12 protein-coding genes are annotated in these 14,690 nt (G+C 37.8%); 6 read left to right on the top strand and 6 right to left on the bottom strand.

The window, feature by feature from the left end:
- Positions 1-111 precede the first annotated feature (111 nt).
- Positions 112-1,731 (top strand): AMP-binding protein, encoded by a 1,620-nt coding sequence (locus UABAM_RS14195; protein WP_152022009.1) that lies wholly within the window; start codon positions 112-114, stop codon positions 1,729-1,731.
- Between the two features lie 99 nt (positions 1,732-1,830).
- Here the strand turns inward: UABAM_RS14195 and UABAM_RS14190 are convergent, their stop codons facing one another.
- Positions 1,831-2,334 (bottom strand): macro domain-containing protein, encoded by a 504-nt coding sequence (locus tag UABAM_RS14190; protein ID WP_151968663.1) that lies wholly within the window; start codon positions 2,332-2,334, stop codon positions 1,831-1,833.
- A gap of 164 nt (positions 2,335-2,498) precedes the next feature.
- Here UABAM_RS14190 and UABAM_RS14185 point away from each other — a divergent pair, with 164 nt between their 5' ends.
- Together UABAM_RS14185 and UABAM_RS14180 are read left to right on the top strand one after the other, a co-directional pair.
- The gene (locus UABAM_RS14185; protein ID WP_151968662.1) at positions 2,499-2,906 is read left to right on the top strand and encodes a hypothetical protein; all 408 of its coding nucleotides are present in this window, start codon (positions 2,499-2,501) and stop codon (positions 2,904-2,906) included.
- A gap of 157 nt (positions 2,907-3,063) precedes the next feature.
- Entirely contained in the window at positions 3,064-4,389 is a 1,326-nt protein-coding gene (locus UABAM_RS14180) for an MFS transporter (protein WP_151968661.1), read from the top strand.
- Positions 4,390-4,978: 589 nt separating this feature from the next.
- On the opposite strand, the gene UABAM_RS14175 is transcribed toward UABAM_RS14180, so the two are convergent.
- Entirely contained in the window at positions 4,979-6,265 is a 1,287-nt protein-coding gene (locus UABAM_RS14175; RefSeq protein WP_151968660.1) for an ATP-grasp domain-containing protein, read from the bottom strand.
- Positions 6,266-6,589: 324 nt separating this feature from the next.
- On the opposite strand from UABAM_RS14175, the gene UABAM_RS14170 reads away from it, so the two are divergent.
- Complete coding sequence (locus tag UABAM_RS14170; protein ID WP_151968659.1) at positions 6,590-7,417, top strand: protein-glutamine glutaminase family protein; 828 nt, start codon at positions 6,590-6,592, stop codon at positions 7,415-7,417.
- Between the two features lie 70 nt (positions 7,418-7,487).
- On the opposite strand, the gene UABAM_RS14165 is transcribed toward UABAM_RS14170, so the two are convergent.
- On the bottom strand, positions 7,488-9,335 hold the full coding sequence (locus UABAM_RS14165; RefSeq protein ID WP_151968658.1) for a leucine-rich repeat domain-containing protein: 1,848 nt from the start codon (positions 9,333-9,335) through the stop codon (positions 7,488-7,490).
- A gap of 141 nt (positions 9,336-9,476) precedes the next feature.
- Entirely contained in the window at positions 9,477-10,286 is an 810-nt protein-coding gene (locus UABAM_RS14160; RefSeq protein WP_151968657.1) for a PEP-CTERM sorting domain-containing protein, read from the bottom strand.
- A 453-nt stretch (positions 10,287-10,739) separates the two neighbouring features.
- Between UABAM_RS14160 and UABAM_RS14155 the strand changes: the two genes are divergently transcribed.
- A complete protein-coding gene (locus UABAM_RS14155; RefSeq protein ID WP_151968656.1) occupies positions 10,740-11,387 on the top strand; it encodes a hypothetical protein in 648 nt (215 codons plus the stop codon).
- 79 nt (positions 11,388-11,466) lie between these two features.
- On the opposite strand, the gene UABAM_RS14150 is transcribed toward UABAM_RS14155, so the two are convergent.
- Together UABAM_RS14150 and UABAM_RS14145 are read right to left on the bottom strand one after the other, a co-directional pair.
- Positions 11,467-11,730, bottom strand: a complete 264-nt coding sequence (locus UABAM_RS14150) for a hypothetical protein (RefSeq protein ID WP_151968655.1) — start codon at positions 11,728-11,730, stop codon at positions 11,467-11,469.
- 114 nt (positions 11,731-11,844) lie between these two features.
- Positions 11,845-13,128 (bottom strand): hypothetical protein, encoded by a 1,284-nt coding sequence (locus UABAM_RS14145; protein WP_151968654.1) that lies wholly within the window; start codon positions 13,126-13,128, stop codon positions 11,845-11,847.
- A gap of 184 nt (positions 13,129-13,312) precedes the next feature.
- On the opposite strand from UABAM_RS14145, the gene UABAM_RS14140 reads away from it, so the two are divergent.
- Positions 13,313-14,644, top strand: a complete 1,332-nt coding sequence (locus UABAM_RS14140; protein ID WP_151968653.1) for a cytochrome P450 — start codon at positions 13,313-13,315, stop codon at positions 14,642-14,644.
- The last annotated feature ends 46 nt before the right edge of the window (positions 14,645-14,690 follow it).

Here is a 14,690-nt window from a genome sequence, read left to right as displayed (position 1 = left end):
GTGCCAGACTAAAAAATGCCGTAAACTTTTGCACATTTATTGGATTTAAGGTGTTATAATGGAACTTGCAAACCAATTCATTTAAGGGGAAAAGTTGTGACAAATAAACAAATGACCATTGCCCAATTGTTAGATGAACAAATAGAAACTCTCGGAGAGCATGAAGCACTGGTATATGTAGACCCACCACTTCGCTATAGCTACCGCGAATTTGGTGAAATGTGCAAGGTTGTTGCCAAGGGTTTTCTGAAAATGGGAATTGCCGCAGGGGATCATCTTGCCGTTTGGGCAAACAATGTTCCGGAGTGGGTAGTGGCACAATTTGCGTCGAGTAAAATGGGTGCTGTACTGGTTACGGTAAATACCAATTATCGTCAGGCAGAGTTAGAATATTTACTAGAGCATTCCGATAGTAAAACTTTAATTCTAATTGACGGAATTAGAGGACGCGAGTATCTCGATACGATCTACGCGATATGCCCTGAGCTTCACGATTGCAAACCTGGTGAGCTGAAATCTCAGCGCCTTCCACTACTCAAGAATGTCGTGTACATAGGTGACGAGAGTATGCCGGGGATGTTTTCATGGCAAGATATTGTTGAGATGGGAAAAAGTGTAAAAGATGAAGATTTACAAGAGCGCCAGAATTCTTTACATGCTGAAGATGCGATTAATATTCAGTACACTTCCGGGACAACTGGGTTTCCCAAAGGGGTAATGCTCACGCACAATAATCTAATTGGCAATGCGAGGAGCATTGTCGAGTGTTTGCGGCTTACAGAGAAAGATCGTCTGTGTATACCGGTTCCGTTTTTCCATTGTTTTGGTTGTGTTTTGGGAACACTAGTTTCTGTTGTTTCAGGAGCTACAATGGTGCCCGTCGTTTCTTTTCGTGCCCCACAGGTGCTTGAAGCGATTGTTAAAGAAAAGTGTACCGTGATCCACGGAGTACCAACGATGTTCATTGCCGAACTCGAAGAGATGCAAAAGCAAAACTACGAGATCACGTCATTGCGTACCGGAGTTATGGCCGGAGCTACCTGTCCTATCGAAGTGATGAAGTCCGTTGTAGAGGTAATGGGGGCTGAAGAAATTTGTATTGCTTATGGACAGACAGAAGCTTCGCCTGTTGTTACCATGACGCGTACCAACGACCCTATTGATCTACGCGTAAGCACCGTAGGACGCGCTTTAGAAAATGTGGAAGTAAAAATTATTGACGAAGATGGTAAAACAGTGGCAAATGGTGTACAAGGAGAGCTTTGTTCACGTGGATACTTGGTGATGAAAGGTTACTACAAGATGCCCGAAGCTACCGCAAAAGCGATTGATAAAGATGGCTGGTTGCATAGTGGTGATTTGGCAATTATGGATGAAAATGGTTATTGCCGTATTACCGGACGTTTAAAAGACATGATCATTCGCGGTGGGGAAAATATATATCCTCGGGAAATTGAGGAATTTCTATACCAGAATGAAAAGATAAAAGATGTACAGGTAGTTGGAGTTGTCAGTGAAAAATACGGAGAAGAAGTTGCGGCATTCATCCAGTTAAAAGAAGGGCAAAGTGCTGACGAACAAGAAATTCAGGAGTTTTGTAAAGAAAAGATATCGTGGCATAAAATTCCCAAATATGTGTTCTTCATCGAAGAGTATCCTACGACAGCAAGTGGTAAAGTCCAAAAGTACAAACTGCAAGAAATTGCTGCGGAAAAGTTAGGAAGAAGTTAAATCTACAATCATAACGATTCTTAATTCGTAGGAACTATGGTTGAACTAAGTCTCCAGAAGTCTTCGTCTTCTATAGCTCGGGGACTTCTGGAAACTTAGTTAAATTTGCAATATTTTGCTAACGATTTTTATGTCTTCTTGCTTATGTAATACAATGCGCAAATCTTCGATAGCAATACGATCACTTAGTGAGTCGTGTAATGCGTGTGCAAACTCTTCGGTACTCAGGGGACCATATCCGGTTGCCAGAGCGGGAACAGCGACCGTTTTCGCATGCAATTCTTCACATTTTTTCCATACGTTTACCAATAAGTCGCGAACAAGTTGGGAACTAGACTCATAAAAGCCATTGATGGCAACAGCGTGAAGTATGTGTTTTACTTTTAACGCTCCTGGGCCAGTCACAACGATACTTCCTTCTTTTACCCAACGACGATCGTGCTTTTTTAAGTAGTTGCGCAATTCTTGCTGAACGCATTCTCCCCCTCTTTGCAAGATGGCGCCATTTACCCCTCCTGACATGTTCAAGGAGGGATTTGCTGTTGAAATGAGAACATCCACTTCTTCGTCTATGATGTTACCACTTTTCACAATGATATTCACTTTTTACTCCTGTAAATAATCGCATTCTCGGTAGTTTATTTTTCCACTGTTGGCAAATTATGATATCTTTTATTTTATAATATTGTTATATAAATTACGATAGACACAAATTGGCTATGGAATATTTATTTTCACTACTTCTTTCTTATTAGGATGCGTTCGCTATGTTTAAACTACCTTGGGAGATGACAGGAGCATGGCTTGTTGCAATTGTGTTTTTGATATTTGCTTTGCTTTTTCGTGCTATCGCACGTCTTTTTTTACGCTCACGTGTAGGAAATGTTCGTATGGAAGTGAATGAGGAGTTGGTAGATGTTGGTCAGATAAGAGTGATCGGTTATTTTTTTCAGTGTATGTTTTTATTGTTTTGCGTACTTTTTTTGATCGCTTTGGGAGTAGAGACGGGTGTTATTGAGAATGGTGATCCGTCTCCTAGTACCGGTAAAATAGAGCTTTCTCCTGAACAAGAAAAAATATGGGCGAAAAAGTTAGAAGAACTCAATAAGTTACCCGAAGAAGAGAGAAAAAAGCGTTTGCTAGAGATGATGAAAAAAGCGGTCAATAAGAGATGAAATGTTTTCTCCAATATCTCCTGATCCATAGTTGTAATTTTAGAAAAATTTACAAAATGCTAAGCCTGTAACTACAGAAAAATATACGAATTGGTACAATACAATTTTGCAGTGTATTTACCAATTCATCAATTATTCACCTAACCCTGGAGGCGGTATGTCTGATCTAAGGCAAAATAATCTAGTGGAACAACGTACAAATTGGGAATATAAAATTCTCGGTTCTATGTACATTGGATATATGGCATTTATTCTTTGCCGAACGGCTATTTCAGCGTGTAGTCCTGAAATGATTAAGGATCCAACGCTTGGATTTGACGAGGACACATTTAGCAAGATAGCTTTTTGGGGAACCATTGGTATGGTTACCGGAAAACTTCTTACGGGAGTGATTGCCGACCGTTTAGGAGGGCGTACTGTTTATCTTGTGGCCCTCACAGTTACGGCGATAATCACTGTTGCTCTTAGCACGAGCAGTTATTTTGTCATGTTTGCCACTCTGAACTTCATCATGTTGTTTGCGGCAGCAGCAGGTTGGCCAGCAATGGCAAACTTAATTTCGAATTGGTACCATTCGAGTAAATTTGGAAGGGTTTGGGGAATTATATCGACAAGTTCGCGTTTGAGTGCGGTTCTTTCCGCACTATTTTTAGGCTATCTGCTATCTAAAATGGACTGGCAATATGTTTTTTGTATTGCTGGTGGTGTTGGACTTGCGGTCGTGGCTCTAATCTTCTTCTATCTAAAAGGACACCCCCGAGATGTTGGGTTAAGTGAAGTTGAGCCAAAAAAAGCAAAACATGTGGAAGACACACCGACAAACCTAAGTCACGCACTGGATGACGCCAGTCTCAAAGAGGCTCTAATTACTTTTGCGACAAGTGGACGATTTTGGCTGATGTGCTTGAGTTTAATGTGTACTACCGTATTGATGGAATTCATTGTCTTGCTTCCTCTTTACATTGATCAATCTTTTGATGTTCCGAAAGGTTATGCCACGATCACCTCGGCAATTTTTCCCACAGGTTGCTTAATCGCTTTAGTGGGAGGCGGGTTTGTCTATGATGGAGTCTCGCGAAAAGGTAGAATTGCTTTGTTAGGCGGTTTGCTGACTTTGACTTGTTTTTGTGTTGCGACGCTTCTATACTTACCAAGTTTTGGGATGTCTGGTTCTGCGAAATTTTTTATCGCCGTCGTCACCTTATTTTTCTTTGGACTAACTGTTGCTCCTGCTTACTATCTTCCCATGAGTATTTTCTCGGTAGAATTTGGGGGAATACATTGTGGTCTACTCATCGGTATCATCGATGCTACTGGCTATGGGGCATCCGCACTTTACTTGTGGCAGGGCGGTAGTATTGTAAAAGATCACGGTTGGGGTGCCTTGTTGCAAATATTTCTCGTCATCGCTGTCATCGCTACTTTGATCACCGCGTGGTTTGCTTATGAGGATTACAAAAAAGGTCCGAAACAAACGTCATAAACGAATTCTTTTCTAAATCATCGCGCCAGATTTTGTTAGCCAATACGTATGTTGGAGTTTAGCAAAATCTGGCACTTAGCGGAGAAAAGTAGGCTTTCATAATCCTTTAAAGATTTCGTAAAAATAGACATTTTTTTGTAAAAAATTATTGTGTTGCATCTTATTCGCTAAAATAGACTCAAATGCTCTTATGAGGAACCCTATGGACGTATCAATACCAAAATCGTTAGAAAACCATAAATGGTATATCAAACGAGATAAAAAAGCAATCAATGGGCAAGGCCCCTTCACTACTCAAGAGCTAACCTACTACGTCCAGAGGGGCCGATTAAAACCACACAATTGTATATCACTTGATCTAGAATCTTGGAAAGAAGTAACGGCTGTCTTTCCCCATATTCTCTCGTCGACACATGTCTTAAAAACATTGCAGCAAAACTTTGCGTATACGGCGCAATGTTGCAACCACGTAAAACGTCACCGTCAGAGATGCATCCTCAAGAACTAATGGATTCTGGCATTGGATTCAAGGGACTGTAATATCCGTTGCTTTTCGATGTTTCAACCTGTCTAAAAAAATATATTCTTCCTAAACGGTGGGAATATGCCTTGAGCAATAAGACGACATAAAATTTGGCTTTACCACAACTTGAAGTTGTTGTTCTAAATTGATAGCTATTTCTTCTATTTGACGAATGGAGATAACACCTGCACTTTTTACGGAGAGAAGTCCCGTAATTTGAAAATGCTCTGACCTGTGATTTACGACATCTTCTGGTGCAGCCATCGCGATATACCCATCAAAATGAGGATCATCTTTTGCATTTCCAACGTGGTTACAGAAAACAACTCCGGTGCGATATACAAACTTTATACAAGTCGTACATGTTGGAGCAAGTCGCTTTGTTTTTGCCAAAACAGTTTTGTCTTGCAGTATATCAAGCAAATGAAGCGCGACAAGATCTATGCCATAAACGCTGCGAATATTACGGTACATATACCCTGCACCACTGATGCGAAGAGTAAACTCCATTACGCGAAATTTTCCATTGCGGTCTTGGCGCATGTCGCAATGAAAAAGAGCTCGTTTTACTCCTAAATGTTGGACAATATCTTTTGCTATCTTTGCTAAATCTTCTTCTAAATCCGGTTTACTAAAGGGAAGTGAATATAAGTCACTATGAAAATGCTTCCCCGTTTTGTGAATTTGATTATGGATTCCTCCAAGGTAAAATTCGCCATCAATAACGACACCATCTACCGTCACTTCTTCACCGGGTAAATATTCTTCTGCCAAGGCAACGATATCTTCATCGCCATTATAATAATTTCCATATCCAGATTGCGAAAAATTTGCGATTTGTCGGTATGCTTTTTCCATAGCGGGTAAACTATCTACAAAGTAAACGTTTAAACTCGAAGCGGCTTGAGTTGGCTTAACAATAAGTGGCAATCCTATTTTGTCAATAATAGCTTCACAGCACTTTATATTTTTTATCGGAATCGAAACAGGAGCAGGTATGTTGTTTTTATGCAAAAACAATTGTTGGTTGTATTTATTACGTGCAATTTTTGCCACTTGAACAGGTACATGATCCGCTTGTAAAATTTCATTGACCATGGCATTTAATACGATATCTGTTTCTTGAAAAGTAATGGCAATTTTAACTCCGCTATTGACAATTTTATCTCGAATTAGATGAAAGGCTTCGTCTACGGAACATGAAGGGATAATTACTGCTGCTGAAAAGCGTTGATCAGTAAGCGCTTGTTGTTTCTCTGTTACAATAACAATGTCTATTCCTAAGTTGCAAATCGTGGCGATATGGTCTACGTGGCAATTATAACCTTTACGCATAATTAAAAGAATTTTCATACCTGTTCCATAAAAGAAGTTAGGAGTTTTAGTTATACTCCCAGTATACTAAGATAGAAAACGAGTGTAAAATTAAAGTTTATAATACGTGTCATTAATATTTGTTATTCAGAGTTTTATATTGATCACCGATTTGAGGCCTTTTTTAAAACTTATTAAATTGAAATATCGTTTTTTTTATTTAAAAATAAAAAATTAAGATACGCGAGCTTTTTTTTACCAATATATAAGTGAGAGAATCAAAAACTAGAGCTAAACTTCATTCTCAATCCAGCTCCTGAAGAGTGTGTTGTAAATAAAACGTAGAAACAATAAAGGAAAAAAATGAAATATTATTGGTGGATTTTAATTTTTTGCTGTAGTGTGTTTGCGCAACAATCTCAAGAAATAGTTGATCTTCACTCCGCAGTACGCTTAGAAAATGAATCTTTCGAAGATAGTTATCAACGCTACCAAGCAAAACTAACATGGGCAGGAATTGCAACTCGAGAGTCCAAAAATGTTTACGATTATGCAAAGCCTTTAGACGATTTAGACTACAGTGAAGCACCTCAATGGAAAAACTATGAGCAAGTTGTCAAGAGGTTTAAGAAACTACGAGATGCTCGTTTTATTTACACCACCAATGTCAAATTCCCGCGACGTTGTTCGTGGTTATATCCAATAGATGGTTGTGCCGCTCGGGCAGCTCTTACCAGCCAAAATGCTGCTTTATGGGGATACAAACGCCCGGCAAAGATATTTGTTTTTGGCAATCTAAAAGTCGATACCGAGTACTCGCCGAAAGGTTACGTTGAATGGTTTTATCACGTTGCTCCGATTGTTGCAGCAAACGACAAGTACTACGTTTTAGATCCTTCTATCGAGCAATCGCGTCCTCTCACTGTTCGGGAATGGCTACAGCGGATGACAAACGATCTCCAAAGTGTAAAGTTGACGGTGTCTAATCCTTACACTCTTTACCCCCAAAGCCCCATGAATAACACCGACCCGTTAGAAGATGCGCGAGCTTTGTGGGAACAGCACATTTTTCTTGAGCGAGAGTGGAATCTTCTGGAGAGATTACAAATGAACCCTCAAGAAAAACTCGGGGAAAAACCTCCTTGGAAACAGAAAATGGTAAATAATCACAAACAGAAAGACTCGCTTTAAAATCGGCCAAGAACGAAGACTATTTCCGCAACAACATAACACAACTTTGTTGATGATTTCCTCCCGAATTTTATCTTATTATCTCCAGATTTGGAAGCTGTTCAATTTCTTTTGGTAGCTCTGTTATATTTGAATTATATAAGTTCAATGTTTTAAGAGAAGAAAGTTGGCCAATTTCTTTGGGTAACTCTGTTATTTCCGTACCAGCTAAACCTAGTTCTGTAAGAGAAGAAAGAAGTCCAATTTCTTTGGGTAACTTTGTTATTTTTGCATGATACATGTCTAGGTGAGTAAGGGAGGAAAGTTGGCCAATTTCTGCGGGTAATATTATGTTATCTACATGGCTTAGATCTAAAAAAGTAAGAGAAGAAAGTTTTCCTATTTCTTTTGGCAGCGCTATTATATTTGTATAACTTACGTCTAATGTTTCCAGAGAAGAAAGTTGGCCAATTTCTTTTGGTAACTCTATGATGCTTGAATAACGTAAGCTCAATGTTTTAAGAGAAGAAAGTTGTCCAATTTCTTCTGGGAGCATCGTTATTTTCGTGTTATGTAAGATCAATTTAGTAAGCGAAGAAAGTTGTAGTATCTCTTTTGGCAATTCTGTTATTGGTGTATCCGTCAAATCGAGATGCGTAAGAGAAGAAAGTTGTACGATTTCTTTTGGCAATTCTGTTATTTGTGTACTACCCAAATCTAAATGAGTAAGCGAAGAAAGTTGTGCAATCTCTTTTGGTAATTCTGTTATTTTTGTCGCACCCAATTTAAGTTTTGTAAGCGAAGAAAGTTGTTCAATCTCTTTTGGCAACTCTGTTATTTTTGTGAAGGTCAAATCTAGGCAAGTCAGATTAGAAAGTTGTAGTATCTCTTTTGGCAATTCTGTTATTTTTGTATTGTACAAATCCAAGCAAAATTTATTCGAGAAGTTGCAATTAACAAAACGACAATTTTCTATTTGACGAAAAGTGACATCCGTTTGAAAACTACAATTCTTAAAAACACACCGCGTAATTTTGTATTTTTCATCTTCTTTTAGAGAGAAAGTACAGCCATCGTAGAACGTATCATTTTCTATTATTTCTAACGACTTAGATTTTTTTTGTACTATCCAGCCATCTTTGTATTTTACTAAAACGTTCGTTTTTTGTGCTTGCTCAACAGTGATCCAACGACCTTTACATTTTACAAGGCCTTTCGCTATTTGAGCCTGATCAAACTCTTTTTGAGTTATCCACTTTTCTTTATACTTAACGAACCCTTTTCCTTTTTGAATTTTTTCAAAATCTTTGACGGAAATCCATTTTTCTTCGTAGTGTATTAATCCTTTCGCAATTTGAGTTTGCTTGAATTTTTCATCTTTCGTCATCCATTGATTGTTGTGTAAAACTAACCCTTTCGCAAGTTGATCGCTTCTAAATTTTTCTTCTTTTGTTACCCATTTCCCTTGATGCAAAATAAACCCTTGGGACCTTTTTGATAAAACCTCTATTTTCTCTTTTATGCTGTTTTCAAAATTTACTAACATATCATTTATTACGTTAAAGTGTTTTTTCAGAGCATCTTCGTAAAGGAGGTAATTTAGTCTCTGATCGTAATCCAGTGAATTTTTTTGTAAGAACGAATACCCATCTAAAACTTTTTTATAAAATGGAAGACTTGAACTATGTTCTTTTTTCTCTTCGTAGTCTAAAGCTTGGCTTAGATTTTCGACCAAGACGAGATATTCCATTTCTATTTGAGCTTTTTGTTTAAACTCTCCATTTGGATATTCGTCTAAATAACTTTTATAGGCTACGGATGTATTTTTAGCTTCCGCTTCTTTAAATTTTTTTAAATCTTTGTTTTCGCACCCTATAATTAGTAAGAATAAAATCACAATAAAAAAATGATTTTTGTAATTCTTTTTCGGTATATACATTTTTTTCTCCTATTTTTTGGGATCACTTACACTTTTAGATGAAAATAGGGTTTTAGATGAAAGAAGATACAGAAACGGTATGGAGATTTTGAGATGTACTTAAATTCCGCGTCTTGCACAAATGCCGCGATATTTAAATATTTATATGGAAGAAAGTAACTTTGGTTTGCTCTTAGAAGTATTTGTCTTAGACCTTCGGTACAAATAAAGACAAACAAGTAAAAATAGTAGGATATATGTTGAAGGTTCAGGAACAGTATTACTAAAAGCAATACCTTGAATGTTACCGGTAACAGGAGCAATAATAGTCGCATTTCCAGTTGCCGTATCTATGGTGGCTAACTGGTCAAGCCCAGCATCTACACCAAATAAAACGTCTTCAGAATTAAATGAAATTCCTTGGGCAACGTTGATGGCGTTAAAATTACCTATGGAAGTTCCTACTCCCGTAATTGGATCAATACTTATTAACTCATTACCAGTGCCTCCCACTGCACCAAATAAGTTTCCCTGTGAATCAAAGGCAATGGCTGTAATATTTGCAAACCCTACAGGCCCAATGAAAGTTCCGGCTCCCGTAATAGTGTTGATGGTAATTAAGGAATCTGTGTTATTGTCAACCCCAAATAGAGTATCTGTGCCATCAAAACTTAGTGCTCTAACATTACCAAAGCCGATCGCTCCAATAGCAGTGGCGGCCCCCGTAAAAGGGTCAATACTCAATAGTTGATCTACACTAATATCTACACCAAATAAAGCATCTGTTGAGTCGAAACTCAAATCTCTAACATTACCAAATCCAAGAGCTCCCACATTAGTTACATCTCCGGTAGTTGTATCGATCGTAACTAATTGGTCAATCGCAATATCAACCCCAAATAATACTTCTGCTTGTGCCGTAGTTACAAAAAAACAAAAACAAATGATTATTTTTTTTAAGAAAGCCATCATTTTAGACTCTTGTCTATCTCTGTAGAGAGCTAAGTAGATTAACAGAATTGCAATAATATCATTTTTATCTTAGCATAACTGATTGTACCTCTCAATTATATTTGGAGAGTCTTTTGTGAAAAAATTAAGATGGATATAATTCCATTCGTGCCCAGTGATACCCATAATTCTAGAATACGAATTTTTTCATTGTTGATCGTCTTCCTCTATAACCACCTGCAAAATTATGTTTCCGCAAAATAATTATGTAATTTTAGACCTATAAAAATTCGCAAACGTATGGGAATAGGAAGACGCGTGGAAAGAGGTTTGGCAAAACGGTGATTTGTCTACGTAAATTTTAGCAAACGAATCGCATGCGATCTTACGTATAATATTTCTATAAAACGTCGCTATAAAGTTTTATACGCAAAGCAGCGACAGACCCAAAACTACTTGTTTAAGGTTTCAACTATGGGAATTCTAAAAAAAATCCTAATCAAAAAAACGTATGTTGACACGTTATTTTTACAAGCACGAAAAATCGTGTGTCATCACTGTAATAAACCGTTCACGTATATCGCAACTAAAAAAGGAAAAGCAACACAAACAAGTTTGCGATTTGTAGCACCTGACGATGGTGATCTGGAAGATCACATGAATAAGCACGGTTTAAGATGGGCGAAAAAGAAAAAACTAGGAGAGGCTTTGTGCCCGCATTGTAAACGGTATCAAAGTTGGATGGTGATGAAGTCGCGGTTATCTCTTTTGCCTCGTTGCTGGGCTACTATGTTTGTCTTTGCTATGATTATTGTGTCATTCACCATTGATGATCGTACACTTACTAGTACTTTAGGATTAGCAATACTTTTGGGCCTTACGACCGTTTTAGCAATGGTGCTAGTTGCACTACTTGGCATCCGTTCCGGAGTACACAACGAACGAGATAATCGCTCAAAAGATGACGAACGCTTAGCTAAACTAATACAAGAATGCCAAGTTTCAAAAGCCGATCCTGTTGAAGTGTGGTACTTTCATCATATGGGTATGGAGTTAACCGAAGCAGACGCATCTGTTTCTTTAGGATTTTTAGATCTTACACCAGGAGCCTGCCCAGCATAGAACTCGAATACCGGATGTTAACTGGGGAGAAAGACAACAACAGTTGCAAAATATCTGAGTTATTTACTCTCCCAGTTTTCTAAGAGTTGGCAAAAGCTTTAACAAGTGCTCCTAGCAAAACAAGCCAGCCAGTAACAATCACTAATTTTTCTCCAGGTAACTTTATAATGGATATAAAATTCAATGCTTCATCCCAAACATCAGAAAAACGAACGGCACTATACGCAAGAATTCCGATCACAGCCAATTTATAATCTGCTATCAAAAAGCAACACAAAAAAAGAATGAGCAACAACAACAAAGATACTGTCTCCTGGTTTACTCTAATTTCGATTTTTTTCATTTCAACCTCTTACTCTAAAAGATAAACAATATTTATTTTATATAGGTATTGTCTTTGTATAGAGAAAAGGTGATCGTAAAAATATTATCTGACATCTAGGCATTCGCATCAACGCTATTTAACAGATTTTTGATTGTCATGGCTCAAAACAACAGAAATAGTTTTGGTCTCTAATATTTTTTGAGCATCTACTATTTTTACTACATATTGCCCTGCTGCAAGACAAAGAGTGGCGGATTCCTGTTTTGTTTCTACTAAAATTTGATCTGCAGGGATGGCATTTACTTGTTCTTGCGCATAAAAAGCTTGTACAAGTATGGGAAATGCTGCACTTGGTGGTAAAGCAACAGGTACATGTTTACGTATACCACCTAACAGTAACCATGTGGGGCGTCCTTGTTTTTCTTTTGTTTGTGGATGGAAAACTTCGATATCATAACGGTCTTTTCTTGTCCAAAAATGTTGTTTTTTTTGTAGAACAAATGGTTGTGGCATATTCCATGTTGCGATGGCGGTGCGATAATTTGGGTCTGGCTGTGGACGTTCGTACATAGAGGTTTGAGAAATAGTCAGTGGATCAATACCTGTTAATTTACGGAATTGAATAGCCATGACCACCCATTTTTGTATTTTACCATCTGCAAACATCATCCCTGGTTTTTCGTTGATGTGGGCGTAACCTGCATGCACAAATATCTTGGCTTGAGGATCTTTCTCAAAGACTTTTGCAAGGTTTTTGGCTTGTTGTAAATCTCGGATATTTGCTCTTTCTATTGAGCCAAGCGTTTGAAGCTTTTTGCGTTCTTCTTCACTAAGAAAACTTTGTTCGTATGCTACGATTTTATAACCTGTTTTTATCGCGATCCGTACCAGGTCGGCGTAAACGGGTTCTTGGGTATAATAACCTGTACGTTTTGTCGGATACTTACTCATTGAGGCACCAGGCGTTAATGTTTCTGCCGCAAAATAACGAAAACCTTTTTGATACAATTCGTGTAGTAACAAAATTGAGAAAGCCCTATGCATGGGAACGTGATGAGCTTCGTTGACAAAAATGGCTTGCTGTTTTTCGGATAATTTTAAAATTGTAGTAACGGCATCTTGTGCTTTATATTCTTCACATTTTAGCGATGTTTTCTTTTTAACAGTATCATATCGCGAATCATGTATTTCTATGGATTTTTTGTATTTACCCATCCATGAATACAACATCGAGATATTGGAAAGATAGGAACGTTTATACTGTGACTTGAGGTATCGCTCCTCATTTTTTTTCAATTCCCAAAAAACTTCCATGTAGTTTTTGTGGCGAATTTGGAATAAAATTGCATCTGGTGAAGAAAGCTCTTCACAACGCACAAGTGAAAAAAGTATTGCAAAAATTATGATAGGCTTCATACATTTTCTCCGTAATTTTGAGTTTAGTCCATATAGAGACAATGATTACAAGAAAAAATTCACACAAATATGAAGAATATAAACGCCAAAAATAAGCTTGATCAATGAGTTTTGACACATATAAAATAACTTATGCTCTTTTGCGTAGTGAACATCACAAAGAAGTCAAGATAAGGACAAACAAATGATACAAAAAACATTTCCTGGACCCTCCAGTCCCTGGTGGTGGCAAACATACTCACTCATAAGAGACCCAGATTATACCAATAAATGTTTACAAAAATATGGAGAGCCTTTTTACATAATGCTAGAGCCGAAAACTCCATTTTTGTTTTTTTCTCACCCTAAGGCGGCACGTGAGGTTTTTACTGCACATTACAATGACGTTTTCGCTGGACCTGTCAGTGAGTCATTGCAACCTCTTTTGGGAAGAGAGTCCCTATTACTCATCGATGGTGATAAACATTTAAAAATGAGACGTTTCATGACACCTGCATTTACTGGAAATGCTATGCACTCTTATGGATCTGTTATTCGAGATACTACTCTGCGAAATATTGAATCGTGGCGGGAAAACTCTCATGTCGTGATACAAGAAGCGATGCAAGATATATCGTTAGAGGTAATTTTACAAGCCGTATTTGGTTTAAAAGAAGGGGAACGTTTCCAAAAGTACAAACAGGTACTGGTTGATTATATTTCTGTTTTCAATGGAAAAAATGCTATCTTTTTATTCTCTACCGCATTTCAAAAAGAAATTTTTAGCACATGGAGAAAGTATTTGAAGATGGTTAAAATGGTGGATGAACTTATATATGGCGAAATTGAACTCCGTAAAAAAAAACCAAACCAACAAGATATATTTTCGCGCCTTTTAACTATACGCGACGAAAGTGGCAATGGTTTATCTGAAGTAACTCTACGCGATCAACTATTAACACTGCTTCTTGCAGGGCATGAAACAACAGCTTCCGCATTGGCATGGGCTTTTGATTGGATTCATCGTAATCCAATAGTTCTAGAGACATTGTGCCGTGAACTACAACCATTTAGCGCTAATTTTGATATTGAATCTATTGCTAAACTACCTTATCTTGATGCCGTTTGTCGTGAAACGCTTCGTTTGCATCCAATCGTTTCAGACGTTGGACGGTTACTTCAACGCCCGATGTCTATTATGGGGCATGAAATTCCAGCAAAAACAAATGTCATTATTAGTATTTCTCTAATGCATCGTCGTCCAGATTTATACCCAGAGCCACACCTATTCGATCCACAGCGTTTCATTGAGAGAGAATATAGCTCATATGAATATATTCCCTTTGGCGGTGGTGCCCGGCGTTGTTTGGGGATTCATTTTGCTTTCTATGAAATGAAAATTGTACTCGCATATATTTTACTTCATTTCCAACTAAAACTATACAGCAATAAACCGGTCTCACCTGTACGCCGCGGAGTAACGTTTTTACCTAGTGGAGGCGTACCAATGGTAGTAGAAAAAAAATTGGCCGACTAGGGAACAAAATGATATATAAGTTCTTTCCGGTTCGTATACCCATATT

Origin of the sequence: Candidatus Uabimicrobium amorphum (assembly GCF_009002475.1) — a bacterium.
GTDB classification, from domain to species: Bacteria; Planctomycetota; Uabimicrobiia; order Uabimicrobiales; family Uabimicrobiaceae; genus Uabimicrobium; species Uabimicrobium amorphum.
Note: the sequence above shows the minus strand (reverse complement) of the source record. Positions and strands in the feature narration are given on the sequence as shown.

Coding starts and splice junctions, on each gene's coding strand:
- UABAM_RS14195 (WP_152022009.1), top strand. CDS start 112: ATGACCATTGCCCAATTGTTAGATGAACAAATAGAAACTCTCGGAGAG.
- UABAM_RS14185 (WP_151968662.1), top strand. CDS start 2,499: ATGTTTAAACTACCTTGGGAGATGACAGGAGCATGGCTTGTTGCAATT.
- UABAM_RS14180 (WP_151968661.1), top strand. CDS start 3,064: ATGTCTGATCTAAGGCAAAATAATCTAGTGGAACAACGTACAAATTGG.
- UABAM_RS14175 (WP_151968660.1), bottom strand. CDS start 6,265: ATGAAAATTCTTTTAATTATGCGTAAAGGTTATAATTGCCACGTAGAC.
- UABAM_RS14170 (WP_151968659.1), top strand. CDS start 6,590: ATGAAATATTATTGGTGGATTTTAATTTTTTGCTGTAGTGTGTTTGCG.
- UABAM_RS14165 (WP_151968658.1), bottom strand. CDS start 9,335: ATGTATATACCGAAAAAGAATTACAAAAATCATTTTTTTATTGTGATT.
- UABAM_RS14160 (WP_151968657.1), bottom strand. CDS start 10,286: ATGATGGCTTTCTTAAAAAAAATAATCATTTGTTTTTGTTTTTTTGTA.
- UABAM_RS14155 (WP_151968656.1), top strand. CDS start 10,740: ATGGGAATTCTAAAAAAAATCCTAATCAAAAAAACGTATGTTGACACG.
- UABAM_RS14150 (WP_151968655.1), bottom strand. CDS start 11,730: ATGAAAAAAATCGAAATTAGAGTAAACCAGGAGACAGTATCTTTGTTG.
- UABAM_RS14145 (WP_151968654.1), bottom strand. CDS start 13,128: ATGAAGCCTATCATAATTTTTGCAATACTTTTTTCACTTGTGCGTTGT.
- UABAM_RS14140 (WP_151968653.1), top strand. CDS start 13,313: ATGATACAAAAAACATTTCCTGGACCCTCCAGTCCCTGGTGGTGGCAA.